We start from the raw sequence: 26,146 nt of genomic DNA on the forward strand, positions 1-26,146 counted from the left end.
TCGCGGCCTTCGCGCTGCGATCAAAGGCGGAAATGCCCGACCATCCCCTTGAGTTCCGCGCCCAATTGCGCCAGCTGAATGCTCGACGCTGCGCTGCCTTGCATGCTCAGCGCCGATTGATCGGCACTGGCGCGGATACTGGTGACGCTACGGTTGATCTCTTCAGCGACCGAACTCTGCTCCTCGGCGGCGGCGGCAATCTGCTGGTTCATCTGCTGAATCAATGACACCGCCACGGCGATACTCCCCAGCGCACTTTCAGTTTCCAGGGCATCGCTGACGGCCAGCTTCACCAGCTCGCCACTCTGCTGGATCTGCTGCACCGACGACTGCGCCGCGTTGCGCAGCGTGCTGACCAGCCGCTCGATTTCCTCGGTCGATTGCTGAGTGCGCTTGGCCAGTGCCCGTACCTCATCGGCCACCACCGCGAAGCCACGGCCCTGCTCACCCGCGCGTGCCGCTTCGATGGCGGCGTTGAGGGCAAGCAAATTGGTTTGCTCGGCGACACTTTTGATCACACTCAATACGGTGCCGATATTCTGGATTTCCGTGCTCAGACTTTCGATGCTGGCGCTGGCACTGGTGCTGGAGGCGGCGAGCAACTCGATACGCTGCAAGCTCTGGCGTACTACCTGCTGGCCACTGTCGACCTTGTCATCCGCCGTCTGCGCCGCTTGAGCGGCCTCTTCGGCGTTGCGAGCCACATCGTGTACCGTGGCGGTCATCTGGTTCATCGCCGTGGCAACCTGCTCGGTCTCCTCTTTTTGACTGCTGACTTCGACATTGGTCTGTTCCGTCACGCTGGACAGTGAATGCGCCGAACTGGCCAGCTGTGCGATACCTGCCTGCAGGCCGCTGACCATATGGCTCAAGCCACTGCCCATCTGCTGCATGGCTTGCATCAGTTGGCCCATTTCATCACGGCGGCTGACCTCCATGCGCCCGCTCAGGTCGCCCGAGGCAATCTGCTGGGCCACCGCGATCACACTGCGCAGCGGCGCAACAATCAGGCGCGTAATGACCCAGGCCGCAATCAAGCCCACCAGCAACGCCAGGGCCGACGAGCCGATAATCAGCATTGCGCTTTTCTTCAATTGCTCCTGCATCGACTGGTCTTCGGCGGCATATGCCTGGTTGACCCGGCTGACCACTTGGTCGGCCCTGTCGTGCAACTGCTTATAGACCAGCTTTTCCTGGGCCAGCAGGCCGGTGTATTCGCCGAGCTTCTCGCTGAACGCGGCGATATGCCCGGACACTTCGTTGAGGACGGTCTGATAACCCGCATCCTTGACCGCAGTTTTCAGTTGTTCGACCTGAGCCAGGGCCTGGTCCGCCTGTTCGATCTTGCCCTGCTCGGCATTGTCGGCATCCGCCCTGCGGCTTTGGTCCAGGCGCACCCGCGCTTCGTTCATGGCTTGCAGCATCAACCTGGACACTTGGCTGACCTGACCCGCCTGCTCGATAAACTCGGCGCCTTCCTTGCCTTGGCTTTCCTTAAGGCCATAGGTACCGTCGTCCGTCAGTCCCGACTGCAATACATCAAGGTTATTGGCCACACTGGAGACCGACCAACTGGCCATTTCCAGGGCCAGGTCCTTGGTCTGGGTCAGCTCGACAAATTCGTCGAACGCCTTACGATAAGCCGCCAACGCCTGCTCGACGTCAGTCATCTCCGGCACATTGGCAGCGGAGCCGGCTTTGAGGGCGGCCGCCTGGGCTGTCAAGGCGTCGACACTTTCATGCAAGGCGTCGACTGCCTTGGGGTCGGCGTGCAGTGCGTAGTCCTGTTCGATCAGGCGCACCTTGAACAAGCCGCTATTGAGCGAAGACATCGCCTTGAGGCCCTCGAAACGCTGACCCACGGTTTGCAGGGACCACACACCGATTGCCGCCACGAGCGCAGTCAGCAGTAGCACCAAGGTGAAACCCAAGCCCAGTTTTTTTGCCATACCGAGGTTGGCGAAACGTCGTTGCACGGCCGAAATCATCGCACTTGAGTCCTCTTGCAATGGCAGATGCCATCAAGCGTGGTTTTCATGCGGCGAGATTCGCAACCACTCGCCAACGACACAAGATGCTGGCGTCGGAATAATGGCAAAAAGCTACACGCTCGTCGTTTTCAGAATGGTCGAGGTCGATCTGGCACCCACGGCACGGAACAACGCCAGCGCCCGCTGATCTGCAGCATAGGCCACATTGATGCGCAGCCAGTCACTGTGCTCACCGCCCGGGTTGAACAACGCTCCCGGAGACAGGAGCACACCGAGGCGTCGCGCGCAGGCCTGCAGATGGGAATGATCCGTCGCGCCTGGCCGTGCCCACAGGAACATACCGCCGGAGGGCACGGCAAACACCTGCCATTCTTCGTCTTCCAATACCTGCAAGGTTGAGGCCATCTGCGTGTTCAGGCGCTTGCGCAGGCGTTGCACCCACTTACGATACGTACCGTTGGCCAGCAGCGTGGCAACCACTGTTTCAGCAAACCGCGACGTGCCGATGCCGGTCAGCGTCTTGAGGCTGGCTAATTGTGCAATAACCGTAGCGCTGGCACTGAGATAGCCCACTCGCAGGGCACTGCTCAGGGTCTTGGAAAAACTTGAAACGTAGATCACCCGGTCATCATGGGGCAGCGCCGCAAGCCGTGTGCAACTGGCGTGCTGCAGGTCGCCATAGATGTCTTCCTCGATGATCAGGAAATCGCCGCTGCACGCCAATTGCAGCAAGCGCTCGGCAACCTCACGGCACAGGCTGGTACCGGTAGGATTGTGATACAGGCTGTTGATGAACAGGCACTTGGGCCGATGGTTACGCAGCAGCGCTTCCAGCACCGGGATATCCGGGCCGCCGTGGGTGCGTGGCACTTCCAGCAGCGTAACGCCATGGAACGCCAACTGACGATAAAGGTTGCCATAACCCGGCGTCTCGACCACCACCGTATCACCCGCCTTCAACAAGGTGCGTATGAGCAGGTCCTGGGCATGGCTGGCACCATCGGTGGTGAGAATACGGTCAAGGCTGCTGGCGACCTGGATCCGGGTCAGGCGCTTGAGCAGTTGCTCACGCAGCGCCGGCAGCCCCAGGGGCGGGGTGTGATTGAACAGGCCATGGGTGTCGATACGGCTGACTTCACGTACCGCATAAGTGATGTCATCGCTTTCGCGCCAGGTGTCCGGTAGCCAGCCACACCCCAGTTTCAACTCACCCAGCGGTCCGTCGGTAAAGGCGCCCCAGCCTAGCTCCGCACCTTCATACCAATGGTTTTCATGCAAGACCGCAGGCGGGGCCACCACGAATCCCGAGCCCTGCTTCGAGACCAACAGCCCCTGGGCCACCAGCCGATCGAATGCCTCGACCACGCTGGACTGGCTCAGCAGATTATCGAGGGCCAACTGCCGGATAGACGGTAATCGAGTGCCGGGCGTTACTCCACTTCTGCGAATCCATTCCGTCACCGCGCTGACGATTTGCTGCACCACCGGTACAAGGGCTTGTCGATCGATCCCTAAATCCATGCGCCACTCACTTCAACTGTCTGTTATTCAACCCAAAACAGTTAAGCACAGAAGCCCTCTTTGCCTTGCCATGCATTCTTATTAAAGTATTGATTTTATTGACTTATTTACCTTATGACACACATTCAACCAAGGCCATTTGCCAGCCCTGGAAAAACCTCACACCCCATCAAACCTTTTCGAGTACCGGCTCGCATGGATTCCTAGATTGCGGTTGCACCACCGTCCACCGCCAATGCCTGGCCTGTGGTGAAGGCAGCACCGTCGCTGCATAGGTACAACACCGCGCTGGCGATTTCCTCGACCTTGCCAATGCGCCCGACCGGGTGCATGGCGGCAGCGAACTCTGCCTTACGCGGGTCCGCTTCGTAGGCACGACGGAACATGTCGGTATCGATCACCGCCGGGCACACGGCATTGACGCGGATTTTCTTTTTCGCGTACTCGATCGCGGCCGACTTGGTCAGGCCGATGACCGCATGCTTGGACGCGGCATAGATGCTCATCTTAGGGGCCGCCCCCAACCCCGCGACCGATGCAGTATTGACGATCGCCCCGCCGCCCTGCGCCAGCAACAGCGGCAATTGATACTTCATGCACAGCCAGACGCCCTTGACGTTGACCCCCATGATGGCGTCGAACTCGTCCAGACTGCCGTCCGCCAGCTTGCCCTTCTCGATCTCGATCCCGGCGTTGTTGAAGGCATAATCCAGGCGGCCATAGGCGGCGACGGTCTCTGCCATCAATTGCTGCACATCGGTTTCCAGGGTGACGTTGCAACGCACGAACAGCGCCTCGCCACCGGCCTGACGGATCAACGCGACGGTGCCCTCACCGCCGTCCACGTCGAGGTCCGCAACCACGACTTTCAAGCCTTCGGCGGCGAACGCCAGTGCGGTGGCGCGGCCAATACCGGCGGCGGCGCCGGTCACCAGGGCGACTTGGCCGGAAAACGTCATGCTCATGAGGATGTCCTTTGGGAGAAATAGCGGTGGCTCGAGTCTAGCCAACGCCCTGTGCGACGCGTCAGCACTATCAGAAGGCCGGTTGGCGCTGCATGAATGACAGTGATACTTGACCCAGGCTGACTATCAGCCACGCCTATCGCCGTGCATTCGCGCCACTCGGACAACCTTGCTCACTGGCTATTGAGGGTCTATCACTCAAGGTTCATTTCTAAAGAGTCCTTGTCATGACTGCCCAGACCAACCGCCAATTCCTGCTCGCCAAACGTCCGGTCGGTGCCGCCACGCGAGACACCTTCACCTATCAGGAAGTGCCAGTAGGCACGCCTGAAGACGGGCAAGTGCTGGTGCGCAATGAGTACCTGTCTCTGGACCCGGCGATGCGTGGCTGGATGAACGAAGGCAAGTCCTACATTCCGCCCGTCGGTATCGGCGAGGTAATGCGAGCGCTGGGCGTAGGCAAGGTGATTGCTTCGAACAATCCGAAATTCGCGGTGGGGGACTACGTGAATGGTGCCCTGGGGGTGCAGGATTACTTCCTTGGCGAACCGCGTGGTTTCTACAAAGTCGATCCGACACTTGCCCCTCTGCCCCGCTACCTCTCGGCCCTCGGCATGACCGGCATGACCGCCTACTTCGCCTTGCTGGACACCGGCGCGCCCAAGGCTGGCGAAACGGTGGTGATCTCCGGCGCGGCCGGTGCGGTTGGCAGCATTGCCGGGCAGATTGCCAAGCTCAAAGGCTGTCGCGTGGTAGGCATTGCCGGCGGTGCCGACAAGTGCAAATTCCTGGTGGATGAACTGGGCTTCGACGCAGCAATCGACTACAAAAACGAAGACGTGCCCGCCGCGCTCAAGCGCGAGTGCCCCAAAGGGGTGGATGTGTATTTCGATAACGTTGGCGGCGACATTCTCGACGCCGTGCTCAGCCGCCTGGCATTCAAGGCCCGCGTGGTGATCTGCGGTGCGATCAGCCAGTACAACAACAAGGAAGCGGTGAAAGGCCCGGCCAATTACCTGTCATTGCTGGTCAACCGCGCGCGCATGGAGGGTTTTGTGGTGATGGATCACGCGGCCAACTTTGCCGCCGCCGGGCAAGAAATGGGCGGTTGGATGGCGCAGGGCAAGCTCAAGAGCAAGGAAGATATCGTGGAGGGGCTGGAGACGTTCCCGGAGACGCTGATGAAGCTGTTCAACGGTGAGAACTTTGGGAAGTTGGTACTGAAGGTGTAGGAGCCAGCTTGCTCGCGAAAAACGCAAAGGCACTGCGTTCATCAGAAGGCCCGCGTTATCGTCAGCGGCCTTCGCGAGCAAGCTTGCTCCTGCAGGGGTCTATCAGGCGATCTCGGCAACCACCGCCGCCAACGCCTTGGCCGGATCAGCCGCCTGGCTGATCGGACGACCGATCACCAGGTAGTCGGAACCTGCATCCAGAGCCTGGCGTGGGGTCAGGATACGGCGCTGGTCATCCTGGGCACTGCCCGCCGGGCGAATCCCCGGAGTGACCAGTTGCAGCGATGGGTGCGCGGTCTTCAGGGCCTGGGCTTCCAGCGCCGAACAGACCAGACCGTCCAGGCCAGCCTTCTGCGCCAGGGCGGCCAGGCGCAGAACCTGCTCCTGAGGCTCGATATCCAGGCCGATACCGGCCAGGTCTTCGCGCTCCATGCTGGTCAGCACGGTCACACCGATCAACAGTGGCTTGGGGCCGCTGCGCTGTTCCAGCACTTCACGGCAGGCCGTCATCATGCGCAGGCCGCCGGAGCAGTGCACATTGACCATCCACACGCCCATTTCCGCAGCGGCCTTGACCGCCATCGCGGTCGTGTTGGGGATGTCGTGGAATTTCAGGTCGAGGAACACTTCGAACCCTTTGTCACGCAGTGTGCCGACAATTTCCGCGGCGCAACTGGTGAACAGCTCCTTGCCGACCTTGACCCGGCAAAGCTTCGGGTCCAACTGGTCAGCCAGCTTCAGTGCGGCGTCACGGGTGGGGTAATCCAGGGCGACGATGATAGGAGTCTGGCAGACGGACATTGGAATGGGCTCTCAGGCAAGTCGAAATCGGCGCGGATTGTAGCGCAAGCAGCGCCTTTGCGGGATCCGATGATCGGTAAATACTGATCAGCCGTCCATTTCCCGGCATTCGGCGTGATTATGTCGAACCCGATACATTCCCGACATGCCCCCTACACGCCCCACGACTAGCCTCGCCCACATGACCGCCCGTCCAGCACTTCCAGCCATGGAGCTGGGCGCCTATGCTGACAGCACTAACCAGGCAGATGATCGCACCCATGCATACCCCTACCGTCTCTGTAAATGAAGAGCAAAAAGGCGCGGTGATCGCCGAAGACAAGCGCTGGAGCACCCGTGCGCTGATCGTCGATGATGACGTGCCGATTCGTGAACTGCTGATCGATTACCTGGCGCGCTTCAATATTCTCGCCATCGGCGTGACCGACGGCAGCGCCATGCGCCAGGCCATGCAGGCCGAAACCTTTGACGTGGTCGTGCTCGACCTGATGCTGCCGGGTGAAGACGGCCTGTCGCTGTGCCGCTGGCTGCGCGCCGAATCGGATATCCCGATCCTGATGCTCACTGCTCGCTGCGAGCCTACCGACCGCATCATCGGCCTGGAACTGGGCGCCGACGACTATATGTCCAAACCGTTCGAGCCGCGGGAACTGGTGGCGCGCATCCAGACCATCCTGCGTCGTGTACGGGATGACCGCACCGAGCAACGCGCCAACATCCGCTTCGACAATTGGCGGCTGAACAGCGTGTTGCGGCAACTGGTGGCCGACGATGGCCTGGTGGTGCCACTGTCCAACGCCGAGTTCCGACTGCTGTGGGTATTTATCGAACGCCCGCGCCGTGTGCTCAGCCGCGAACAATTGCTGGACGCCGCCCGCGGACGTTCCATCGAAGCCTTTGACCGCAGCATCGACCTGCTGGTCTCGCGCCTGCGGCAAAAACTCGGGGATGACCCGAAAGCCCCGCAACTGATCAAAACCGTACGGGGCGAAGGTTATCTCTTCGACGCTCGGGATATCGGTTGATGCGCGCCACCTTCAATACGTTGTTCGGCAGGCTGTTCGGTGTATTGCTGGTGGCTATTGTACTGGCGCATGTGCTGGCCTTCTTCTGGTTTCACCACTACGGCCCGCCGCCACCGCCGCCCCAGGAAACCTTCGTCGAACAGCCGGACGGCACGATGAAGCCTCTGCCCAAACACCATCGCCCCTGGTTCGGTGGCCCGGTGGTGCCGCTGACGTTCCAGTTCATCTCGCTGATCATTGCCGCCTGGTACGGTGCCAAGCTGCTGAGCCGGCCGATCCAGCGCCTGAGCGCGGCGGCCGAACGCTTGAGCGTCGACCTCGACAGCCCGCCTCTCAACGAGTCCGGGCCACGCGAGGCACGCCAGGCCGCATCGACCTTCAACATGATGCAAAAACGCATCCGCGAGCAGGTCAGTCAACGCGCGCGCATGCTCGCTGCGGTCTCCCATGACCTGCGCACCCCGTTGTCACGCCTCAAACTGCGCCTGGAACAGATCGAAGACACCAAACTGCAAGGTCAGATGCGCCAGGACCTGGACGACATGATCGGCATGCTCGACGCCACCCTGAGCTACCTGCACGAACAACGTACCAGCGAAACCCGGCATTGGCTCGACGTCCAGGCACTGGTCGAATCCCTCAGCGAAAACGCCCAGGATCAAGGCTCCGACGTGCAGTTCGCCGGCACCTGTGCGCCCTTGCAGGTACAGCCAATGGCCCTGCGTTCATGCCTCAACAACCTGATCGACAACGCCCTGCGCTATGCCGGCACCGCACGCGTGGAGTTGGCGGACAGCCGCGAGGCCCTGGTGATCCGTGTGATCGACCACGGCCCCGGGATTGCAGCCGATAAGCGCGAGGCGGTATTCGAACCGTTCTTTCGCCTGGAGGGCTCACGCAACCGTAACTCCGGCGGGGTCGGCCTGGGTATGACGATTGCCAGGGAAGCGGTGGAACGTCTCGGCGGCCACCTCAGCCTGGAAGACACGCCAGGCGGTGGCTTGACCGCCGTGATGTGGTTGCCGAGGGTTTAAAGCCGGTTATCTTCACGGCGCCCCTGAGCCTGGGTCGCGCTCCAATCCGTCAGCAGGCTGTAGGCCACCGCCAATAAGGTCGGGCCGATAAACAAACCGATGAAACCAAACGCAATCAAGCCGCCGAAAACACCCAGCAGCACGATCACCAGCGGCAGGTTGCCGCCCCGGCTGATCAGGTACGGCTTGAGTACGTTGTCTACGCCGCTGATGATGAACGTGCCCCACACACCGAGGAACACCGCGTAGGTGTAATCGCCCTTCCAGGCCAGCCAGGCCGTAGCCGGAATCCACACCAGCGGCGGCCCCATGGGAATCAGGCTGAGCAGGAACGTCACGATGCCCAGCACCAGTGCTCCAGGCACGCCGGCGATCAGGAAACCGATCAGTGCCAGCAGGGCCTGGGCCGCCGCAGTACCGATCACACCGTTGACCACCCGTTGCACGGTGCCCGCCACCAGTTCGATGTAGTAGCCGGCCCGCTCGCCGATCAAACGCTCCAACAGACGATGCACGAACACCGCCAACCGTGGCCCATCACGGTAAAAGAAGAACACGAACACCAGGCTCAGGGTCAGCTCAAGGATGCCGCCGCCGATCTGCGCGCTGCGCGCCAGCAGCCAGTTGCCGACCTGGCCCAGGTAAGGCTTGATGCTGACCATCAGCGCCGCCCCCTGTTGGTCGATACTGTCCCACGTCGTCACCAGGCGCTCGCCGACAAAGGGGATCGAACTCAGCCAAGTCGGCGCGGCAGGCAGGCCATCGACCTGGATATCCTTGATCAGGCCCACGGCATCACGTACATGATCGGCCAGGTTGAAACCCAACCATACCAGCGGCACCGCCACCAGCAGCATCCAGCCCAAGGTCAGGATGCCGGCGGCCAGGGATTCCCGCCCGCCCAGCCAGCGGGTGAGCAAACGCATCAGCGGCCAGCTGGCAAACGCCAGCACCGCGCCCCAGAACAGCGCCGACCAGAACGGCGCCATCACCCAGAAGCTGGCACCAAACAGCACCAGCAGCAGGATTTGCACCAGCAGGCGATCATTATTGAGCATTGGGTATCTCGAGAATAAGGCTGTAGGAAGAGAGCTTAGGCGAACGGCACGGGTCCGTTCGCCTGGTTACGGTCAGCGTATCAGATGCAGGTGCAAACCCTTGGCGTCACCGGTGCCGGTTTCCATGCGCGCGGCGCGCACACCGCTGTCGATCAGGCCTTGGCGCCAGGCTTCGGCCGTGGGCCCGGTCAAACTGACACGCAGGGTGGCGTCCAGGTTCAAGCCACGGGAGATCAAGGTCATCCAGGCGGGATCGGGTTCCCCGCCCAAGGCCGGGAAATCCAGCTCGCCGGTGCTTTTCAGTTCGCGAAGCAAGGTCGCCGACGTGGGCAGCAAGTCACCCAGGGGAGCGTTGGCATCCAACTGTTCCACATGCAGGTAGGCACGGCGGTTGCCACGGGTGATGCCGTAAAGCGCCACCAGGGAATTGTCCTGCGGCGCGGCCAGACGCAACAACAGGTATTCCTGCTGGCCATCGGCACCGACCAGCTTGGCGTTGCCGAATACTTCATTGGCCCACAGGCTGCTTTCGCCGCAATCACGGGCCTGGCACCAGAACAACAGCTGCGCGCCCTTGGCCTGCAACGCTTCGCGGGTCGCGGTAAACGCGGCGCTGGACGTGTGCTCGGCGGGCAACTCATAGGTAATCGCAGTGGCTTGGCCGCGCGCTGTGGCTTGGCCCTCGTAGCGCAACTGGCCGCTGATCTTGCGGATTGCCCCCATGGGGTAGATGCGCTCCTTGGCTTCAGCGGGGCGGTAATCGACGATCTGCGCGTCGACCTGGCGGGACACTGCTGGCAGATCCTGACTGCCCGGCACATCGGCGGCGAACACCAAAGGGCTGAAACAGCACAGCCCGAGGGCACGTATACAGCCTTCACGCAGGCTCATCGGATGATTGAGCCCTGGCCATTGGAGGTTGCAGCAGTTTCAAGATGGTTCATGGTTGACTCCCTTTCAATCCGCCCAGCCTCGGCAGTTGACCCCGCCAAGTCAAGGCGTGGAGAAGAACCGATTGAAACAGTCTGCAACAAGAACAGCGCCGGGCTCGTCATTCAGGTGTAAATGATGGCCGCCGGGCAGCGTGGTCACTGTGAAGGGTAGCTGAGAAAGCAATTCGGAATGTTTCGCCAACATGCCATCCGCCGCGACCACCAGCTGTGTAGGACACGCCACGCGCCGCACAAAAGCCATCGCCTGTTCATCGGTCAGGCGAATCGGTGAGGCCAGGGTCAGTCGACTGTCGGTGCGCCAGGTGTAACCGTCCGGCACGGGCATCAAACCGCGCTGGGCCAGCAGTTCGGCGGCTTCGCGACTGACCGCGACCACACCTTTCATCCGCGCTTCCACCGCTCGATCAAGGGTGCTGTAGACCGGCTTGCGCTTGTCCTGCAGGTTCAATTGCGCCTGCAAGGCCATGCCCAATCGCTCGGCGGCGCTCTCACCGGCGGCGGTCGGCGGGATCACACCGTCGATCAATCCAAGGTGAGTCACCCGCTCCGGCAAAGCGCCCGCCAACACCAGCGAGACGATCGCGCCGAGGGAATGGCCAAGTAATGCAAAACGTTTCCAACCCAGTTGTTCGGCGACTTGCAGCACATCGAAGACGTAATCCCACAAGGCATAACCGGCCCCCGCAGGACGATGCGCCGAATGCCCATGCCCCGCCATATCCAGCGCGACCATGCGTACGCCCTGCAGTTTCGGCGCCAGCCGCGCAAAGCTGTTGGCGTTGTCCAGCCAGCCATGCAGGGCGATCACCGGCAGGCCGTCTTCGGGCCCGGAAAGGTGCGCCGCCAACTCGATGTGCGGCAAGCTGAGGCGCACTTCTTCGACCGGCGTACTCATGCGCAGCTGCGCTCGCGAGCTTCCCAGCGGGAGAACAGGTTCTTGATCAAGGTCGCGGTGTCCTGCGGACGTTCAAGGGGAAACATATGCCCGCCGGGCATCGTGAGCATTTCGCCCATAGGCAGGCGGCCTACGCCGCTGGCATGGTGCCGCATCACTACCCGGCTCTGGCGCCCACGTACCACCGCCAGCGGCACTTTCAACTGCCGCACCTGGCCCGGGCTGGTGTGCGGTACGCCACGATAAATACTGATTTCGGTGGCAGGGTCGAAGCGCAGGCGCAGGCGATCGCCTACCTGTTGCAGGCCATGTTGCAGATAAGCATCAAAACATTCGGGGTCGAACCCACGAAACAGGGTTTTGCCGGCGAAGTAGCTGCGCGCGGCCTCCAGGTCGGCGAACTCTTCACGCCGGCCCAGGGTGCGCCCGGCCGGGGTCAGGCGGTCGATAAAACCGAAGCGTTTGGCGGCGCGGATCACCCAGCGGTCGGCACGGGTCAGCACCGGCGAATCCAGCATCACCACGCCGCGATACAACTGCGGGCAACGCATGGCCGCGTGCAGATGCAACACGCCACCGAGGGAGTGCCCGACGCCCCATACCGGCTCCGGCTGCTGCTCCAGATGGTGGATCAACTCATCTACCAGGTTGCGCCAGTTGTCATCCACCGGAAACCGCGGGTCATGACCATGCTGCGGCAAATGAGCCACCTCGTATTCCGGGGCCAGCGCGGCAAACAACTTGCCGTAGGTGGCCGAAGGAAAGCCATTGGCGTGGGCAAAAAATACGTGTTGCGACATACCGGACTCATCTACAGAAACAGAGGTGGATTGTCACCAGCCCCACGCCGTACAGCAATGACTGTAACTGCCAGGAATGATGACACTCACGCCATGCCTATCGCACGGGCGGGTTCTCGCCCAGCGGCACCACAGCCATGGTCAGGCGCGAGACGCAGTTGGTCTTGCCGTCATCGGCCGTCAGGCGGATGTCCCACACCTGAGTGGTACGGCCGATATGGATCGCCCGCGCCACCGCCGTCACGCGCCCGCTGCGCACGCCACGCAAGTGGTTGGCATTGATCTCCAGGCCCACGCAATAGAATTTGCTCGGATCGATGCACAGGTACGCCGCCATGGAACCGATACTCTCCGCCAGCACCACCGATGCGCCGCCGTGCAGCAGACCATAAGGCTGATGAGTCCGGTGATCGACCACCATGCTGGCAGTGAGTGACTCGTCGTCGAAACTTTCGAAACGAATATCCAGCAATTCACCGATGGTATTTTTCTGAATGGCGTTGAGTTGCTCGATATTGGGTTGGGTGCGCCACAAGCTCATGGGGGTATCCTTATTGATTTTATTACGCTCCTAATCCTGCCACAGAATGGACTCACTGCGCTCGCTCCAGGCATGCAGTTGAGCGCCATAGGTCGATTCGATCACATTGCGTTTTATCTTCAGGGTCGGGGTCAGAAAACCGTTTTCTACCGCCCAACTGTCTTTGACCACCACCAGCTGGCGCAGACGCTCATGCTTATCCAGCGCCTGGTTGACCTGTTCCAGCCAGCACTCCAGCTCTCCCCTCAGTGCCTGCCGGTCCTCGCCCGCCGCCAGCACGCATAAACCTATCGGCGCGCTCAGCCCTTCGCCTACCACGCACACCTGCTCGATGCGTGCATGTTCGGCCAGGCGGTTTTCAATCGGCGCCGGGGCCACGTACTTGCCCTTGCTGGTCTTGAAGATTTCCTTGAGCCGCCCGGTCAGGCGCAGGCGGCCGGCCGCATCCTGTTCACCCTTGTCACCCGTGCGCAGGAACCCGTCATCGGTGAGGGTCTCAGCGGTTTTCTGCGGGTCCTTGAAGTAGCCGAGCATGGTCGCGCCGCTGCGCACCTGCACTTCGCCCAACGGGTCGATGCGCACTTCCACCCCCGGGCATGGCAGGCCGATCCAGCCAAGCGTCTGTTGCCCGGGGCGGCACACATGGGAATAGCCACAGCTTTCAGTCATCCCATACACCTCCAGCACATCCAGCCCCAGGCGCTGATACCAGCGCAGCAGGGCCTCAGGCACCGGCGCTGCGCCGGATAACGCAATACGCAGCGCGTCCAGGCCCAAACCCGCGAGCACCTTGCGGCCCACATGCCGACCAATAAACGGCAGGCGCAACAGCCTGTCCAGGCGCTTTTGCGAGACCTTTGCGTACACACCCATCTGCAGTTTGGTCCAGATCCGTGGGACCCCGAACAACGCGGTCGGCCGCGCCCGGCGCAGGTCAGTCAGAAAGGTATCGAGGCTTTCAGCGAAAAACACCGTTTGCCCGGTATAGATCGACGCCAGCTCGACGAACATCCGCTCTGCCACATGGCACAACGGCAGGTACGACAGCAGCCGGTCGCCCTCCCCCAGGCCAAACAACTCGGTGCCTCGGGTGGCGGCAAAGCCCAGGGCGCCGAATGTTTGCATCACGCCCTTGGGCAACCCAGTGGTGCCGGAGGTGTAGACGATAGTGGCCAGGCTGGAGGCTTCGGCCTCGGGGTTATCCTGAATGGGTGAGCAGACCTGCAGATCGGCCCAAGTGAAATCGAAGTCGCCGGCCGGCCCCAGCGGCAGACGGATGGTCGACAACCCGGCCGGGATGCCGGGCGCCATGGCCGGCCAGTCATCCAACTTGCCGATCAGCGCCAGCGCCGCCTCGGAATGGGTCAGCACATGGGCAACGGAGTCGGCGGTGAGGTTGGGGTATAACGGGACCGAGACATGCCCGGCCATCCAGATCGCCAGGTCGGCGATGATCCAGTGTGCACAGTTTTTCGAGATCAGCGCGATATGCGAGCCCGGGGGCAGTTGCCGAGCACGCAGCCACTGCGCGGCGCAACGGGCCTGATGGCCGACTTCGCCCCAGGTGAGGGTCTGCACCTCGCCCCCACCGATGGGCTGCACGAGAAAGGGTTTGCGCGGATGCCGCGCTTCACGTTCGAAGAAGACCTGCAACGGCAAACGAAAAGCGACGGGCATGGGACGCGCTCCTTTGTGTGATCCGATGATAGCCAACCAAGCACTTGCTTGGTTGACTATATAGCACACAAAGCAGCGACCACTTTTCCTACGGGTTCTTCACGCTGACCAGGCTCATCAGCCCCGCCAGCGGAGAATCACCCTCCAGCTCCGCCAGGCTGGCGGTGTGCATCGGTTGCGGTTGGCGCTGATGACCATGCTGCAAAAAGCTGATCAGGCAACCCACCAAAGGCTGGTGACTGACCAGCAGCACGTTGTCCTCGGTGTCGAGCTTTTCCAGCACCTGCAGCGGGTTGCCTTCGGGTGTCAGCCACGGCACCGTGCAGATCTCGGGCGTGAAACCCAACGCCTCGCGAACCAGCAGCGCTGTCTGCTGCGCCCGCACATAAGGGCTGGCGATGATCGCGCCGAGGGGCTGGCCGATCAGGTGCGCAGCACTGCGCAACACTTCGGCGCGGCCATGCTCGGTGAGGTTGCGCTCGGCGTCGGTGCGCGCAAACCCTTCGGCCTCACCGTGCCGCAAGATCCACAGTTTCACAGTTTGGGCTCTTCATCACGCACCGGATGCGGCGCCGGCGGCACGCTGTGGGCGGCCTCGCCTTCCGGGGCGCGCGGCGTCGGCCAATCAGCGAATGGCCAGGGCTTCTGCTCGGTATGGAAGCTGCCGAAACGGCCGATCTGCGCCAGGAACTGACTGAGGCTGTCACCGAAGTTCATCAGGCCCAGGTTCGGCGCGCTGTAGACCAGGCGATAGATCAGTTGCACCAGCACCAGCGCGCCGAGCAGGAATTGCGCCACCTGCCACACCAGGGCAAACACCAGCATCCACACAATACGCAGGACGATGGACTCGTACTTGGGCGCTTCTTTCGGATCGTTCATGACGCGTTCCTCAGTTGAAACCACTGGTGGAAATAAAGTCGACATCGGTTTTCGGCTCAGCCCGCATCAGCAGCTCGATCACCTGGTTCAAGGTGCGCCCTTCAAACAGGATCGCATGCAGCCCAGCGACCAGCGGCATGTACACGCCGACTTCCTGGGCCTTGGCCTTCAGCACTTTGAGCGTGTTGACGCCCTCGGCCACTTCGCCCAGGCGCGTAACGGCATCCTCCAGGCTCAGGCCCTGGCCCAAGGCAAAACCGACCTGATAGTTACGGCTTTTGGGCGACGAGCAGGTGACGATCAAGTCCCCGACGCCGGCCAGGCCCAGGAACGTCATCGGGTTGGCGCCCTGGTTCACCGCGAAGCGGGTCATCTCGGCCAGTGCACGGGTAATCAGCATGCTTTTGGTGTTCTCGCCCATGCCCAAGGCGACCGCCATGCCTGCGATAATCGCGTAGACGTTTTTAAGCGCACCGCCCAGCTCGACGCCAAAGCGATCGCCACTGGCGTAAACGCGGAACGTACGGCCATGCAGCACGGCCTGCACGCGCTCGCACAACACTTCGTCTTCACTGGCGACTACGGTGGCGGTCAGCGCGTGCTCGGCGACTTCCCGCGCCAGATTCGGCCCGGACAACACGCCGATGCGCGCCTGTGGAGCGATCTCTTCGAGGATTTCGCTCATCAGCTTGAAGGTGTGCGCCTCGATACCCTTGGTCAAGCTGACCAGCAGCTTGCCCGCCAAGCGTTCGGCGTGGGGGGCCAGCACCGAGCGCAAGGCGCTCGATGGCAGCGCGACGAAGCACAGGTCGCAGGCAGTGAGGGTTTCCAGCAGGTCCGTGACCGGTTCCACCGCCGGATGAATCTTGATGCCTTTAAGGTAACGGGGGTTTTCCCGATGCACGCGAATAGCTTCGGCCTGCTCGGGATCGCGCATCCACTGGCGCACCGCATGGCCGTTTTCAGCCAGCAGGTTAGCCACGGCGGTACCAAAACTTCCGCCTCCCAGGACCGCAATAGGGCGCTGTTCAGTCATATGCAATCCGTTAATCCATACCAGTGGCGATAGCGGCATTATACGGAGCGACCCGCTTGCGGCCAGCCCCCGCGTCAATTCACATGCTTGTCGGAAAATGCCACATGTACGTGAAGTAATTGCGAGTTCGACGACTGGCAAATGGCCCCACCTCAGTTAACATGGGCGGCTATTCGTCATTATCAAGGCCGTGCCGTGTATCTGGGCCCTCCTCCTCGCTCATCCCTGTTGTTGATGCTGTTGTGCAGCGCCCCTGCGCTGGCCGACGATCTGTTCCTGGACAGCCAGCCGCTGCCGCAGGTATTGACCGCCACGCGCCTTAAACAATCAGCCGCCGCCGTACCCGGCAGCATGACGGTGATCGACAGCGAGCTGATCAAGGCCAGCGGTGCACGGGACATCGCCGAATTGCTGCGTCTGGTACCCGGGATGATGGTCGGCTATACCACCGGCAACCAGGCGGCGGTGAACTACCACGGCACCAGCGCCCGTGATGCACGGCGCATGCAGGTGTTGATCGACGGGCGTTCGGTGTACCGCGCCGGCCTTGCCACCGTGGACTGGAGCGATATCCCGGTAGCGATGGAAGACATCGAGCGTATCGAGGTGTTCCGCGGCCCCAACACCGTCAGCTATGGTGCCAATGCGCTGATGGCCGTGGTCAACATCCTCACGCGCTCACCGGCCAACAGCCACGGTTCACGGGTTAAAGTCATCCGAGGCGCACGCGGGATCGACGATTTCTACGCCAGCCAGGGCGTCGGATGGGAGACCGGCGACCTGCGCCTGTCGTTGTCCGGGCAACAGGATAATGGATTTGACAGCGATGCCGCCGGTGCCGATCGCCGTGACAGCCGCCGCCTCAGCCGCTTCAGCCTGGCCATGAGCCAGACCCTGAACGCCCAGCAAAGCATCGACTGGCAATTGAATGCCAAGGAAGGGACCAACCAGCGTCCCTATACCTACGCCCCGGTATTCGCCGGGATTACTGAAGGCGGTACCAATTCCGACGTCACAGCCAAGGACTACGCCACCTCATTGCGCTGGAACTTCGATTTCAATCCCGAACACAGCCTGTACATCCAGGGGTCCGCCCAGCAGTGGGACCGCCAGCAGATCTGGAAGGCCTGCGATGCCAAGGTGTCGTTCAGCCCTGAGCTGACCCAGCTATGGCAGCTCAACCCCGACTATGCCGAACTCTTGGCGCGGCACATGGACACTTTCAGCCAAGGCACCGCGCCACCTGGCAGCGCTGCCGAACAAGCCTTGGGCAATCAGGTGCTGGACCAGTGGCGCAATGGCGCCAACCAGAGCGTGTGCGGCGATATCGACCAGAGCACCCGGGAAAGCCGCTATGACCTGGAGATTCAGGACACCTTGAGCCTGTCCGACACCCTGCGCCTGGTCAGCGGCATGAACTATCGCTACGACCGTGCCGACTCCGACACCTATTTCAACGGCACCCTGGACGACACCACCTGGCGCCTGTTCGGTCATCTGGAGTGGCGCGCCAGCGAACACTGGCTGCTGCAAGGTGGAGCGATGTATGAAGACACCCACTTGAGCGGCAACTCGCTGACGCCCCGGGTCGCGGTCAACTACCTGATCAACCCGCGCCACGGCCTGCGAGCGGTGTACTCTGAAGCGATCCGCTCGCCGGACATGTTCGAGAACAACGTCAACTGGAGCTACCGCGTCACCAACCTGAGCGCCCCGGCCTATGGGCAGAATTCCGGGCAATATTTTGTGGTGACACGCGGCCCGGGCAACCTCGATAAAGAGTTGATGCGCTCGCGAGAGCTGGGCTACAACGGCTTCTTTGCCGACCTCGGGCTGAATGTCGACGTGAAACTGTTCTACGACGAAATCACTGACATGATCAGCTCACCGCTGCGCAACAACCAGTACATTGCCAGCAACGCCAACAGCTCGCGGTTCACCGGTGCCGAGTCACAGTTCGATTGGCGCATGAGCAACGCCGACCGCCTGCGGCTCACCTATGCTTACGTCGACGCCAGCGCCAGCAACCCCTCCGACGAGGCACAAACCGCACGTAACAGCGGCTCGGCCGGCTGGCTGCGTGAATGGGGCCACGGCTGGTCCAGCGCGCTGTTCTACTATGGCGACGACGCACTCAACCGATATCGCTTTGAACGGGTCGACCTGCGTGTGGCCAAGCGCATTGCCCTGGGCAAAGCCAACGTGGAGCTGGCCGGCATGCTGCAACAACGCCTCGATAACCAGCCCACCACCTGGGCCGATAACAACTACGACAGTCGCCATGTCCTCTACTTCAGCGCGGAGCTGGAGTTCTGACATGGCCGACCAGTCACGGATGACCCTCTTCTTCTCACGGCTGAGGCGACGCGGCCTGGGCCTGCTGCTGGCGTGCCTGCTGCTGACAACGCCGGCCTGGAGCGCCGACATCCTGCTGACCGCCGCCGAAGACAGTGCCGGGGTTCAAGCGTTCGCCCAGGCTCTGGCGCGGCAACGCCCTGAAGACAACGTGACCTTCACCCCGCTCAAAGACATGCCGGCGCCGAACCTGCTGCCCGCCGCAACTCGCTTGATCCTGCTTGACCTGCCTGGCCTCGACTGGCGCCTCAAGGACACCCAGGGCCCTTCCACCCTGGTACTGCGTATCAGCCGCCTGCAAGCCCGGCAGCGCCTGGGCACCACTCACCCGGCCAAAATAAGCCTGTTGTGGAGCGACCCACCCCTGGAGCGCCAGTTGAATCTGATCGCCCATATTTTGCCCCAGGCACGACGTATCGGCGTGCTCTACGGCATCGACAGCGAATTCCTGCTCCGCGAATTGGCCCAGTACGCAGCGCCCATGGGCCTGGAGATCGTGCCGCAGCTCTGGGACAACATTAATGACAGCCGGCCACTGCAGAACCTGTTCAAGAACAGCGATGTACTGCTGGGTCTCGACGACCCGCAACTGTACAACCCGAAAACCGTGAAAAACCTGTTGCTCAGCAGCTATGCCCAGCAACTGCCGCTGGTGGGTCCCAACGCCGGCTTCGTCAAGGCCGGCAGCCTGGCCAGCACCTACAGCGACCAGAGCGACTGGCTGGATGTACTTGACCGATTGCTGGACCACTCACCGGCCAACTGGCCGCGTTCGCTGTATCCGGAACACTTCAAAGTCGTGGGCAACCCGCAAGTCGCGCGCTCACTGGGCATCGAACAGGTTGACGAAGCCGACGTCGCCGCCCGATTGGCCGAAGGAGAAAAACGCCCATGACCTTGCGTCGTCGCTGGGATATCCATACCCGCACCCAGCTCATCACCTTGGGCCCGGCATTGCTGCTGACCTTGCTGTTGATCAGTTTCTTTACCTTCGTGCGTATCCAGGACCTGCGTCAGGAACTGGACCATACCGGCCAACTGATCGCCAACCAGCTCGCACCGGCGACCGAGTACGGGGTGATTTCCGGCAACAATGACGTACTCGACAGCCTGCTGCGCGCCACTTTGGCCACACCCCATGTGCGTTTCCTGGAGATTCAGGACAGTGCCGAAAACATCCTGGTGTACGTTGAGCAGCCGACGGAGAAACACGACCGCTCGCTGTCGGTGAAGGTGTTCCAGGCGCCGATCCGCCTGCAGCATATCCAGCTGGGCACTGACTTTTTCCAGGACAACCTCAACGAACCCAAGGCGCCACGGGCGGATTACCTTGGCCGGGTGATCGTCGGCATGTCCAACGATGCCTTCAGCCAGCGTCAGCAGGAGATCCTGTTCAAGGCCGGCATCCTCGCCCTCTTCGCCCTGCTGTTCACATTCCTGCTTGCGCGACGCCTGGCCGCCAGTCTGTCGCAGCCGATCAGTGCCATGGGCCACGCGGTCAAAGCCATCCAGCAAGGTGAATACAAGACCCCTCTGCCGATTGTCGATGATTCCGAGCTGGGCGACCTGTCACGCCATATCAACAACCTCGCCGAAGGCCTCAACCAGGCCAGCCGCGAACAACAGCAGGCCATGGCGCAGTTGATCCAGACCCGCGAAGAGGCCGAGCGTGCGAACAATGCCAAATCGGACTTCCTGGCGATGATGAGCCACGAATTGCGCACCCCCATGAACGGTGTGCTGGGCATGCTGCAACTGCTGGAAACCACCGAAATGACCGAGGAGCAGACCGAGTATGCGGCGCTGGCCTCCGAGTCCACCGAGCACCTGCTCAAGGTGATCAACGACATCCTCGACTTCTCGCGCATTGAACGCGCCGCGCTGGAGCTGGAACATATCCCGTTCAACCTGGCAGACCTGATCAGCAGTTGCGCCCAGGCCTTCCAGCACAGCGCCCAGCAGCGCGGCCTGGCATTGGAGCTGCCGATCCCTGCGGGGATGGACTCGCTGCGGGTGCAGGGTGACCCGACGCGCATCCGGCAAATCCTGGTGAACCTGATCGGCAACGCGCTGAAATTCACCGAACACGGCACCGTGACCGTCGAACCGCACTGGCAGACCCTTGATCATGAATTGGTGTGGTTCACCTGCACCGTGCGCGACAGCGGCATCGGGATCTCCCCCGAGCGTCTGGAAATGATGTTCGACGCGTTCCAGCAAGCCGACAGTTCCATTTCAAGGCGTTACGGCGGCACCGGCCTTGGCTTGCCTATCGCCCGTACGCTGGCCGAACGGATGGGGGGCACCTTGCGCGCCCAGAGCGAGGAAGGCCGAGGCTCGGTGTTTACCCTGGAAATTCCATTGGCCATCGATCAGAAAAGCCTGCCGGCGATCACCCCTGACGCCAACGGCAAAGCCAGCGCCGGGGACGGGCAACATGTGTTGCTGGTGGAGGACAACCCGGTCAACCGCACCGTGGTCGAAGCCATGCTGCGCAGCCTGGGTTTTGAAGTCAGCCTGGCCACCGACGGCGCCGAGGCGATCCGCAGTGCCGAGAGCCTGATTTTCACCGCGATCCTGATGGACTGCCGCTTGCCGCTGATCGACGGCTACGAGGCGACCCGACAGATTCGCCAGTTGCCCGGCTGCGCCGACCTGCCAATCATCGCCCTGACGGCCAACGCCTTGCAGGGTGACCGGGAGGCCTGCCTGGCTGCCGGAATGAACGATTACCTCTCCAAGCCATTCAAACGCACGGATTTGCAGCAAATCCTGCAGCGCTGGGTGCAATAGCGCCGCGCCATCAGCCAACTGCGACTGGCGTGAAACACGAAAGTGCGGCAGTCTTAGGCACCCAAACGGGCTGATAAACAGGCTCGGTTTAAAATTTCAGTGAACAAGTGTACATTGAGTGCCTTGACGCTGTGACTTTCACTACAACGCAATAGTCTATGTGTAGGCTGCCGCTATGAGGCATGAACGCTTCATTCGGTTCGGGAAGATTTACCCTGCCCTGCCGCATGGGATTATTGAGGAGCTCGCATGACCAAACAAAACGCCTTTACTCGGGAAGACCTGCTGCGCTGCAGTCGCGGTGAGCTGTTCGGCCCAGGTAACGCGCAACTGCCCGCCCCGAACATGCTGATGGTGGATCGCATCACCCATATCAGCGAAGAGGGCGGCAAGTACGGCAAAGGTGAATTGGTCGCCGAGCTGGATATCACCCCGGACCTGTGGTTCTTCGCCTGTCACTTCGAAGGTGACCCGGTCATGCCGGGATGCCTGGGCCTCGATGCCATGTGGCAACTGGTCGGCTTCTACCTGGGCTGGCAAGGCTTGCCAGGCCGCGGTCGCGCCCTGGGTTCGGGTGAAGTGAAGTTCTTTGGCCAGGTCCTGCCGACCGCCAAGAAAGTCACCTACAACATTCAAATCAAGCGCGTCCTCAAGGGCAAGCTGAACCTGGCCATCGCCGACGGTTCGGTGACTGTCGACGGACGCGAGATCTATACTGCCGAAGGCCTTCGGGTCGGCGTATTCACTTCCACTGACAACTTTTAAGGGTTATCCGCATGCGCCGCGTCGTTATCACTGGTCTGGGCATTGTTTCTTGCCTGGGCAATGACAAAGAGACCGTCACCGCTAACCTGCGTGCAAGTCGCCCTGGCATCCGCTTCAACCCGGAATACGCCGAAATGGGTCTGCGTAGCCAGGTTTCCGGCTCCATCGACCTGCCTCTCGAAGAACTGATCGATCGCAAGATCTATCGCTTCGTCGGCCACGCTGCCGCCTACGCCTACCTGGCCATGAAAGACGCGATCGCCGACTCGGGCCTCAGCGAAGACCAGGTTTCGAACGTACGCACCGGCCTGATCGCCGGCTCCGGCGGCGCATCGACCCTGAACCAGATGGAAGCGCTGGATATCCTGCGCGAAAAAGGCGTGAAGCGCGTTGGCCCGTACCGTGTCACACGGACCATGGGCAGCACCGTTTCCGCCTGCCTGGCCACGCCATTCCAGATCAAGGGCGTGAACTACTCGATCTCGTCCGCTTGCGCCACCAGTGCTCACTGCATCGGTACTGCCGTTGAGCAGATCCAGCTGGGCAAGCAGGACATCGTATTCGCCGGCGGCGGTGAAGAAGAACATTGGAGCCAGTCGTTCCTGTTCGACGCCATGGGCGCGCTGTCCACCCAGTACAACGAAACCCCGGAAAAAGCCTCCCGCGCCTACGACGCCAAGCGTGACGGTTTCGTCATTGCCGGCGGTGGCGGCATGGTGGTGGTCGAGGAGCTGGAACACGCTCTGGCCCGTGGCGCGAAGATCTACGCGGAAATCGTCGGTTACGGCGCCACTTCCGACGGCTACGACATGGTTGCCCCAAGCGGTGAAGGCGCCATCCGTTGCATGCAGATGGCCATGTCCACCGTAGACACCCCAATCGACTACCTGAACACCCACGGCACTTCGACTCCGGTCGGCGACGCCAAGGAAATGGAAGGCGTGCGCGCGGTATTCGGCGACAAGGCCCCGGCCATCAGCTCTACCAAGAGCCTGTCCGGTCACTCCCTGGGCGCCGCCGGCGTTCACGAAGCGATCTACTGCCTGCTGATGATGGAAGGCAACTTCATGGCCGGCTCGGCCAACATCGACGAGATCGACCCAGTCGTCGCAGATATGCCGATCCTGACCAAGACCGTTGAAAACGCCAAGATCGACACCGTGATGAGCAACAGCTTCGGTTTCGGTGGCACCAATGCCACCCTGGTACTGAAACGCTGGCAGGGTCAGTAAGCCCCGCACATTGATCACATTAAAAGCCCCGACTGATCGGGGCTGATGATGGTCACCCCCACACCCTGCGAAGGCTACGCTTTCGCAGGGTGTTTTTTATGGGGGACTAAAAAACTCTGGCGGGCAAGCTCCCTCCCTCGCAAAACGCCCTACCGGCGCGACGCCAGGCCCACCTGGAAAAAACGCGGAACACTCAAGTGCTCGTATGCTCTATAACTGCATGTCCTTCATCCTGCGACCCTGTGAGGTTTGCCATGCCCGTTATCGTAAACACACTGAATACCGACAACTTCCGTCATAGCCTCAACATCGATAACCACGAGTTATTTACCGACCTGCCCAAAAGCCTGGGAGGCGACAATTCGGCGCCCTCCCCCCACGATTATTTCGACGCAGCCTTGGCATCGTGCAAAGCCCTGACGCTCAAGCTTTACGCGCAGAAAAAAGGCATCCCACTCACCGGCGTCACCGTGGAAGTCACCCACGACGCCAGTGAAGAGCAGAAGGGCAAATATCAGCTCAACGTCAAACTCACCCTCAAGGGAGTACTCACCGACGAGCAACGCAATGAACTGCACCGCGTGGCCGATCACTGCCCGGTGCACAAGTTGATGACCACCGCCGAGATCAACATTGACACCCGGTTGTCGGAAGGCGCCTTCAGCCAATAGCGCCAACCTCCCATCGAGCGGGTTATGCTCAGCACCATCCAACCCGCTCAGACTGGGATGCACCATGACCCCCCTCACCGTGATCCACCCTCGCTCCGAAGATGTCGAAGGCCAACCCATCCTGCGCCCACTGCCATCGAGGGAATGCCGCAGCGTCGGACCTTTTGTGTTTTTCGACCATATGTTGCTCACGCACTATGCGCCGGGCAGCGGCATGAACATCCGCCAACACCCGCACATCGGGCTGTCGACCCTAACCTACCTGTTTGAAGGCGCGTTGCAGCACAAGGACAGCCTGGGGTCCGATCAAGTGGTACAGGCCGGGGATGTCAGCTGGATGACCGCCGGCAGTGCGATTGCCCACGTCGAGCGTACGCCCGAGGCGCTCAAGGCCAGCGGATTCAGCCTGCATGGTCTGCAGGTGTGGTTGGCCTCGCCCAAGGACCACGAGACCGGACCGGGGCATTACAGCCATCACCCGGCGGCAAGCCTGCCATTGAGCGACAACCTTGGTGTACAGATCCGCCTGATCGCCGGCAGTGGTTTCTGCCTCAACTCGCCGGTGCCCGTCTTGTCGCCGACCTTGTATGCCGAAGTGAGGATGCAGACAGCCACCGCCTTGCTGATCCCGGATGAACACGAGGAGCGCGCGGTGTATGTACTGAAAGGTGATGCGAAACTCGACGACGAATCGCTGCAAGTACACAGCCTGACGGTGTTGCCGAGCGGCCAGGAGATGACGTTGTCTGCCGAGTCCGAATGCCACCTGGTGGTGTTTGGCGGCGCGCCGCTGGATGGGCCGCGGCGGATCAATTGGAATTTTGTGGCGAGCGATCCGTTGAGGATCGAACAGGCTCGACAGCGCTGGGCGGCCGGGGATTGGCCGACGGTGCCAGGGGAGTCCGAGAGAATTGAATTGCCTGTGAGGTAGGCATCGGGCGCCTATACAAATGACGGCCCTGATACGCTGCTTGCCGTTGCGTTTTTGATCGTGCTTTCGATCTTGGACGCCCCGTTAAACCACGCTGGCCGAACGCAGGCTTGAATCCGTGGATAACCCGGCAGGACGCCGGGTTAGCCACCGTTACCGCAGCAATGGATATGTACGCGCCCCGCAGTTGTGTGTGTACCCACACCCCGACAAGGTCGGAACAGCCCTGCAGATTTACCGCTGGAACACTTCGTCCAGCAAGTTATGCATCGACAGGAAAGCCCGGGCAGCGGTCTTCGCGTCGTACATCATCTTGCCCGGTACATTGGCGTGGGGGTCGGTGAACGAATGCACCGCGCCGCCGTAGCTCAACAGCTGCCAATCCACCCCGGCCGCGTTCATTTCATCTTCGAACGCGGGTAGCTGCTCTTTCGGCACCAACGGGTCAGATGCACCGTGCAACACCAATACCGAGCCCTTGATGTTCTTCGCATCCGCTGGGTTCGGCGTATCGAGGGTGCCGTGGAACGACACGGCCGCCTTCAAAGGCGCACCAGTGCGTGCCAGCTCCAGGGAGCAGCAACCACCGAAGCAGAAACCGAAAGTCGCCAGTTTCGACGTATCCACCGCGGCTTCGGTCTGCCCTTTCAGTTGCTCAAGGGCCGCCTGCATGCGCTTGTTCAGCAGTGGGCGATCATTCTTCAATGGCATCATCGCCGCGCCGGCTTCGTCGCCGTTCGACGGACGCACGGCTTGGCCGTACAAGTCAGCGATCAAGACCACGTAGCCCTTGCTGGCAACGGCTTTAGCGATCTCTTCAGCACCCGCACTCACCCCCATCCAGTTCGGCGCCATCAGCAGGCCCGGCAACGGCCCTTTATGGCTGGCATCGAATGCCAGGCGGCTTTCATAAGACTGGCCATCAATCTGATAGACCACGGAACGCACAGTGACTTGGCTCATCATTTACTCCAGTTGAGATGCAGGA

General features: G+C 61.4%; 24 protein-coding genes and 1 pseudogene. 10 read left to right on the forward strand and 15 right to left on the reverse strand.

Translation table 11 applies throughout. The features are described from left to right. Positions 1–20: 20 nt before the first annotated feature. From EXW71_RS29405 to EXW71_RS16445, 4 genes and pseudogenes are all read right to left on the reverse strand, one after another. Positions 21–902: a methyl-accepting chemotaxis protein gene (locus tag EXW71_RS29405; RefSeq protein WP_372241332.1), complete on the reverse strand. Its 882-nt coding sequence runs from the start codon at positions 900–902 to the stop codon at positions 21–23. Next, positions 882–1,988: pseudogene (locus EXW71_RS29410) on the reverse strand (HAMP domain-containing protein); the annotation flags it as partial. The pseudogene EXW71_RS29410 and the gene EXW71_RS29405, both read right to left, overlap by 21 nt. A 114-nt stretch (positions 1,989–2,102) precedes the next feature. Further along, complete coding sequence (locus EXW71_RS16440) at positions 2,103–3,512, reverse strand: PLP-dependent aminotransferase family protein (protein ID WP_134659953.1); 1,410 nt, start codon at positions 3,510–3,512, stop codon at positions 2,103–2,105. Positions 3,513–3,715: 203 nt separating this feature from the next. After that, entirely contained in the window at positions 3,716–4,477 is a 762-nt protein-coding gene (locus EXW71_RS16445; protein WP_123716815.1) for an SDR family oxidoreductase, read from the reverse strand. 227 nt (positions 4,478–4,704) lie between these two features. Here EXW71_RS16445 and EXW71_RS16450 point away from each other — a divergent pair, with 227 nt between their 5' ends. Then, positions 4,705–5,709, forward strand: a complete 1,005-nt coding sequence (locus tag EXW71_RS16450) for an NADP-dependent oxidoreductase (RefSeq protein WP_134659951.1) — start codon at positions 4,705–4,707, stop codon at positions 5,707–5,709. A 102-nt stretch (positions 5,710–5,811) separates the two neighbouring features. Here the strand turns inward: EXW71_RS16450 and pyrF are convergent, their stop codons facing one another. After that, positions 5,812–6,510, reverse strand: a complete 699-nt coding sequence (pyrF, locus tag EXW71_RS16455; protein ID WP_017734306.1) for an orotidine-5'-phosphate decarboxylase — start codon at positions 6,508–6,510, stop codon at positions 5,812–5,814. 248 nt (positions 6,511–6,758) lie between these two features. Between pyrF and EXW71_RS16460 the strand changes: the two genes are divergently transcribed. Beyond that, positions 6,759–7,535: a response regulator gene (locus EXW71_RS16460; RefSeq protein ID WP_123716813.1), complete on the forward strand. Its 777-nt coding sequence runs from the start codon at positions 6,759–6,761 to the stop codon at positions 7,533–7,535. Next, entirely contained in the window at positions 7,535–8,569 is a 1,035-nt protein-coding gene (locus EXW71_RS16465; protein WP_123716812.1) for an ATP-binding protein, read from the forward strand. The genes EXW71_RS16460 and EXW71_RS16465 overlap by 1 nt, the downstream gene beginning before the upstream one ends. Here EXW71_RS16465 and EXW71_RS16470 read toward each other — a convergent pair. The 9 genes from EXW71_RS16470 to EXW71_RS16510 form a co-directional block, all read right to left on the reverse strand. After that, complete coding sequence (locus EXW71_RS16470; RefSeq protein ID WP_123716811.1) at positions 8,566–9,627, reverse strand: AI-2E family transporter; 1,062 nt, start codon at positions 9,625–9,627, stop codon at positions 8,566–8,568. The two genes, EXW71_RS16465 and EXW71_RS16470, sit on opposite strands and share 4 nt — an antisense overlap. Before the next feature lie 72 nt (positions 9,628–9,699). Further along, positions 9,700–10,518, reverse strand: a complete 819-nt coding sequence (locus EXW71_RS16475; RefSeq protein WP_134659949.1) for a DUF4892 domain-containing protein — start codon at positions 10,516–10,518, stop codon at positions 9,700–9,702. Between the two features lie 102 nt (positions 10,519–10,620). After that, on the reverse strand, positions 10,621–11,475 hold the full coding sequence (locus tag EXW71_RS16480; protein WP_134659947.1) for an alpha/beta hydrolase: 855 nt from the start codon (positions 11,473–11,475) through the stop codon (positions 10,621–10,623). After that, positions 11,472–12,275 carry an alpha/beta fold hydrolase gene (locus EXW71_RS16485; protein ID WP_134659945.1) on the reverse strand — a complete coding sequence of 268 codons (804 nt, stop codon included), beginning with the start codon at positions 12,273–12,275 and terminating at the stop codon, positions 11,472–11,474. The genes EXW71_RS16480 and EXW71_RS16485 overlap by 4 nt, the downstream gene beginning before the upstream one ends. A 97-nt stretch (positions 12,276–12,372) precedes the next feature. Then, positions 12,373–12,816, reverse strand: a complete 444-nt coding sequence (locus tag EXW71_RS16490; protein ID WP_134659943.1) for a hotdog fold thioesterase — start codon at positions 12,814–12,816, stop codon at positions 12,373–12,375. 30 nt (positions 12,817–12,846) lie between these two features. Continuing rightward, entirely contained in the window at positions 12,847–14,493 is a 1,647-nt protein-coding gene (locus EXW71_RS16495; protein ID WP_134659941.1) for an AMP-binding protein, read from the reverse strand. 88 nt (positions 14,494–14,581) lie between these two features. Continuing rightward, positions 14,582–15,031, reverse strand: a complete 450-nt coding sequence (sixA, locus tag EXW71_RS16500; RefSeq protein WP_134659939.1) for a phosphohistidine phosphatase SixA — start codon at positions 15,029–15,031, stop codon at positions 14,582–14,584. After that, positions 15,028–15,375, reverse strand: a complete 348-nt coding sequence (locus EXW71_RS16505) for a DUF4389 domain-containing protein (RefSeq protein WP_123716804.1) — start codon at positions 15,373–15,375, stop codon at positions 15,028–15,030. The genes sixA and EXW71_RS16505 overlap by 4 nt, the downstream gene beginning before the upstream one ends. A gap of 10 nt (positions 15,376–15,385) precedes the next feature. Further along, entirely contained in the window at positions 15,386–16,411 is a 1,026-nt protein-coding gene (locus tag EXW71_RS16510; protein WP_134659937.1) for an NAD(P)H-dependent glycerol-3-phosphate dehydrogenase, read from the reverse strand. 195 nt (positions 16,412–16,606) lie between these two features. Here EXW71_RS16510 and EXW71_RS16515 point away from each other — a divergent pair, with 195 nt between their 5' ends. The 7 genes from EXW71_RS16515 to EXW71_RS16545 all read left to right on the forward strand — a co-directional run bounded on the left by EXW71_RS16515 (position 16,607) and on the right by EXW71_RS16545 (position 25,158). Next, positions 16,607–18,727, forward strand: a complete 2,121-nt coding sequence (locus tag EXW71_RS16515; RefSeq protein WP_372241327.1) for a TonB-dependent receptor plug domain-containing protein — start codon at positions 16,607–16,609, stop codon at positions 18,725–18,727. Position 18,728: 1 nt separating this feature from the next. After that, complete coding sequence (locus EXW71_RS16520; RefSeq protein WP_134659935.1) at positions 18,729–19,661, forward strand: ABC transporter substrate-binding protein; 933 nt, start codon at positions 18,729–18,731, stop codon at positions 19,659–19,661. Then, entirely contained in the window at positions 19,658–21,559 is a 1,902-nt protein-coding gene (locus EXW71_RS16525; RefSeq protein WP_134659932.1) for an ATP-binding protein, read from the forward strand. Before EXW71_RS16520 ends, EXW71_RS16525 begins: the two co-directional genes overlap by 4 nt. Before the next feature lie 249 nt (positions 21,560–21,808). Then, complete coding sequence (gene fabA, locus EXW71_RS16530) at positions 21,809–22,324, forward strand: 3-hydroxyacyl-[acyl-carrier-protein] dehydratase FabA (protein ID WP_003210552.1); 516 nt, start codon at positions 21,809–21,811, stop codon at positions 22,322–22,324. Positions 22,325–22,335: 11 nt separating this feature from the next. Further along, positions 22,336–23,556, forward strand: a complete 1,221-nt coding sequence (gene fabB / locus EXW71_RS16535) for a beta-ketoacyl-ACP synthase I (RefSeq protein ID WP_016979549.1) — start codon at positions 22,336–22,338, stop codon at positions 23,554–23,556. Positions 23,557–23,810: 254 nt separating this feature from the next. Next, positions 23,811–24,227, forward strand: coding sequence for an OsmC family protein (locus EXW71_RS16540; RefSeq protein WP_134659930.1), 417 nt, complete (start codon positions 23,811–23,813; stop codon positions 24,225–24,227). 64 nt (positions 24,228–24,291) lie between these two features. Further along, positions 24,292–25,158: a pirin family protein gene (locus tag EXW71_RS16545; protein WP_134659928.1), complete on the forward strand. Its 867-nt coding sequence runs from the start codon at positions 24,292–24,294 to the stop codon at positions 25,156–25,158. Positions 25,159–25,392: 234 nt separating this feature from the next. Here the strand turns inward: EXW71_RS16545 and EXW71_RS16550 are convergent, their stop codons facing one another. Then, a complete protein-coding gene (locus tag EXW71_RS16550; protein ID WP_134659926.1) occupies positions 25,393–26,121 on the reverse strand; it encodes a dienelactone hydrolase family protein in 729 nt (242 codons plus the stop codon). Between the last annotated feature and the right edge of the window lie 25 nt (positions 26,122–26,146).

Source organism: Pseudomonas sp. BCA17 (assembly GCF_004519405.1).
Lineage (GTDB): Bacteria > Pseudomonadota > Gammaproteobacteria > Pseudomonadales > Pseudomonadaceae > Aquipseudomonas.

Bases quoted from the DNA above. Each gene is read 5' to 3' on its own strand.
- EXW71_RS29405 (WP_372241332.1), bottom strand. From the start codon at position 902: ATGCAAGCCATGCAGCAGATGGGCAGTGGCTTGAGCCATATGGTCAGC.
- EXW71_RS16440 (WP_134659953.1), bottom strand. From the start codon at position 3,512: ATGGATTTAGGGATCGATCGACAAGCCCTTGTACCGGTGGTGCAGCAA.
- EXW71_RS16445 (WP_123716815.1), bottom strand. From the start codon at position 4,477: ATGAGCATGACGTTTTCCGGCCAAGTCGCCCTGGTGACCGGCGCCGCC.
- EXW71_RS16450 (WP_134659951.1), top strand. From the start codon at position 4,705: ATGACTGCCCAGACCAACCGCCAATTCCTGCTCGCCAAACGTCCGGTC.
- pyrF (WP_017734306.1), bottom strand. From the start codon at position 6,510: ATGTCCGTCTGCCAGACTCCTATCATCGTCGCCCTGGATTACCCCACC.
- EXW71_RS16460 (WP_123716813.1), top strand. From the start codon at position 6,759: ATGATCGCACCCATGCATACCCCTACCGTCTCTGTAAATGAAGAGCAA.
- EXW71_RS16465 (WP_123716812.1), top strand. From the start codon at position 7,535: ATGCGCGCCACCTTCAATACGTTGTTCGGCAGGCTGTTCGGTGTATTG.
- EXW71_RS16470 (WP_123716811.1), bottom strand. From the start codon at position 9,627: ATGCTCAATAATGATCGCCTGCTGGTGCAAATCCTGCTGCTGGTGCTG.
- EXW71_RS16475 (WP_134659949.1), bottom strand. From the start codon at position 10,518: ATGAGCCTGCGTGAAGGCTGTATACGTGCCCTCGGGCTGTGCTGTTTC.
- EXW71_RS16480 (WP_134659947.1), bottom strand. From the start codon at position 11,475: ATGAGTACGCCGGTCGAAGAAGTGCGCCTCAGCTTGCCGCACATCGAG.
- EXW71_RS16485 (WP_134659945.1), bottom strand. From the start codon at position 12,275: ATGTCGCAACACGTATTTTTTGCCCACGCCAATGGCTTTCCTTCGGCC.
- EXW71_RS16490 (WP_134659943.1), bottom strand. From the start codon at position 12,816: ATGAGCTTGTGGCGCACCCAACCCAATATCGAGCAACTCAACGCCATT.
- EXW71_RS16495 (WP_134659941.1), bottom strand. From the start codon at position 14,493: ATGCCCGTCGCTTTTCGTTTGCCGTTGCAGGTCTTCTTCGAACGTGAA.
- EXW71_RS16505 (WP_123716804.1), bottom strand. From the start codon at position 15,375: ATGAACGATCCGAAAGAAGCGCCCAAGTACGAGTCCATCGTCCTGCGT.
- EXW71_RS16510 (WP_134659937.1), bottom strand. From the start codon at position 16,411: ATGACTGAACAGCGCCCTATTGCGGTCCTGGGAGGCGGAAGTTTTGGT.
- EXW71_RS16520 (WP_134659935.1), top strand. From the start codon at position 18,729: ATGGCCGACCAGTCACGGATGACCCTCTTCTTCTCACGGCTGAGGCGA.
- EXW71_RS16525 (WP_134659932.1), top strand. From the start codon at position 19,658: ATGACCTTGCGTCGTCGCTGGGATATCCATACCCGCACCCAGCTCATC.
- fabA (WP_003210552.1), top strand. From the start codon at position 21,809: ATGACCAAACAAAACGCCTTTACTCGGGAAGACCTGCTGCGCTGCAGT.
- fabB (WP_016979549.1), top strand. From the start codon at position 22,336: ATGCGCCGCGTCGTTATCACTGGTCTGGGCATTGTTTCTTGCCTGGGC.
- EXW71_RS16540 (WP_134659930.1), top strand. From the start codon at position 23,811: ATGCCCGTTATCGTAAACACACTGAATACCGACAACTTCCGTCATAGC.
- EXW71_RS16545 (WP_134659928.1), top strand. From the start codon at position 24,292: ATGACCCCCCTCACCGTGATCCACCCTCGCTCCGAAGATGTCGAAGGC.
- EXW71_RS16550 (WP_134659926.1), bottom strand. From the start codon at position 26,121: ATGAGCCAAGTCACTGTGCGTTCCGTGGTCTATCAGATTGATGGCCAG.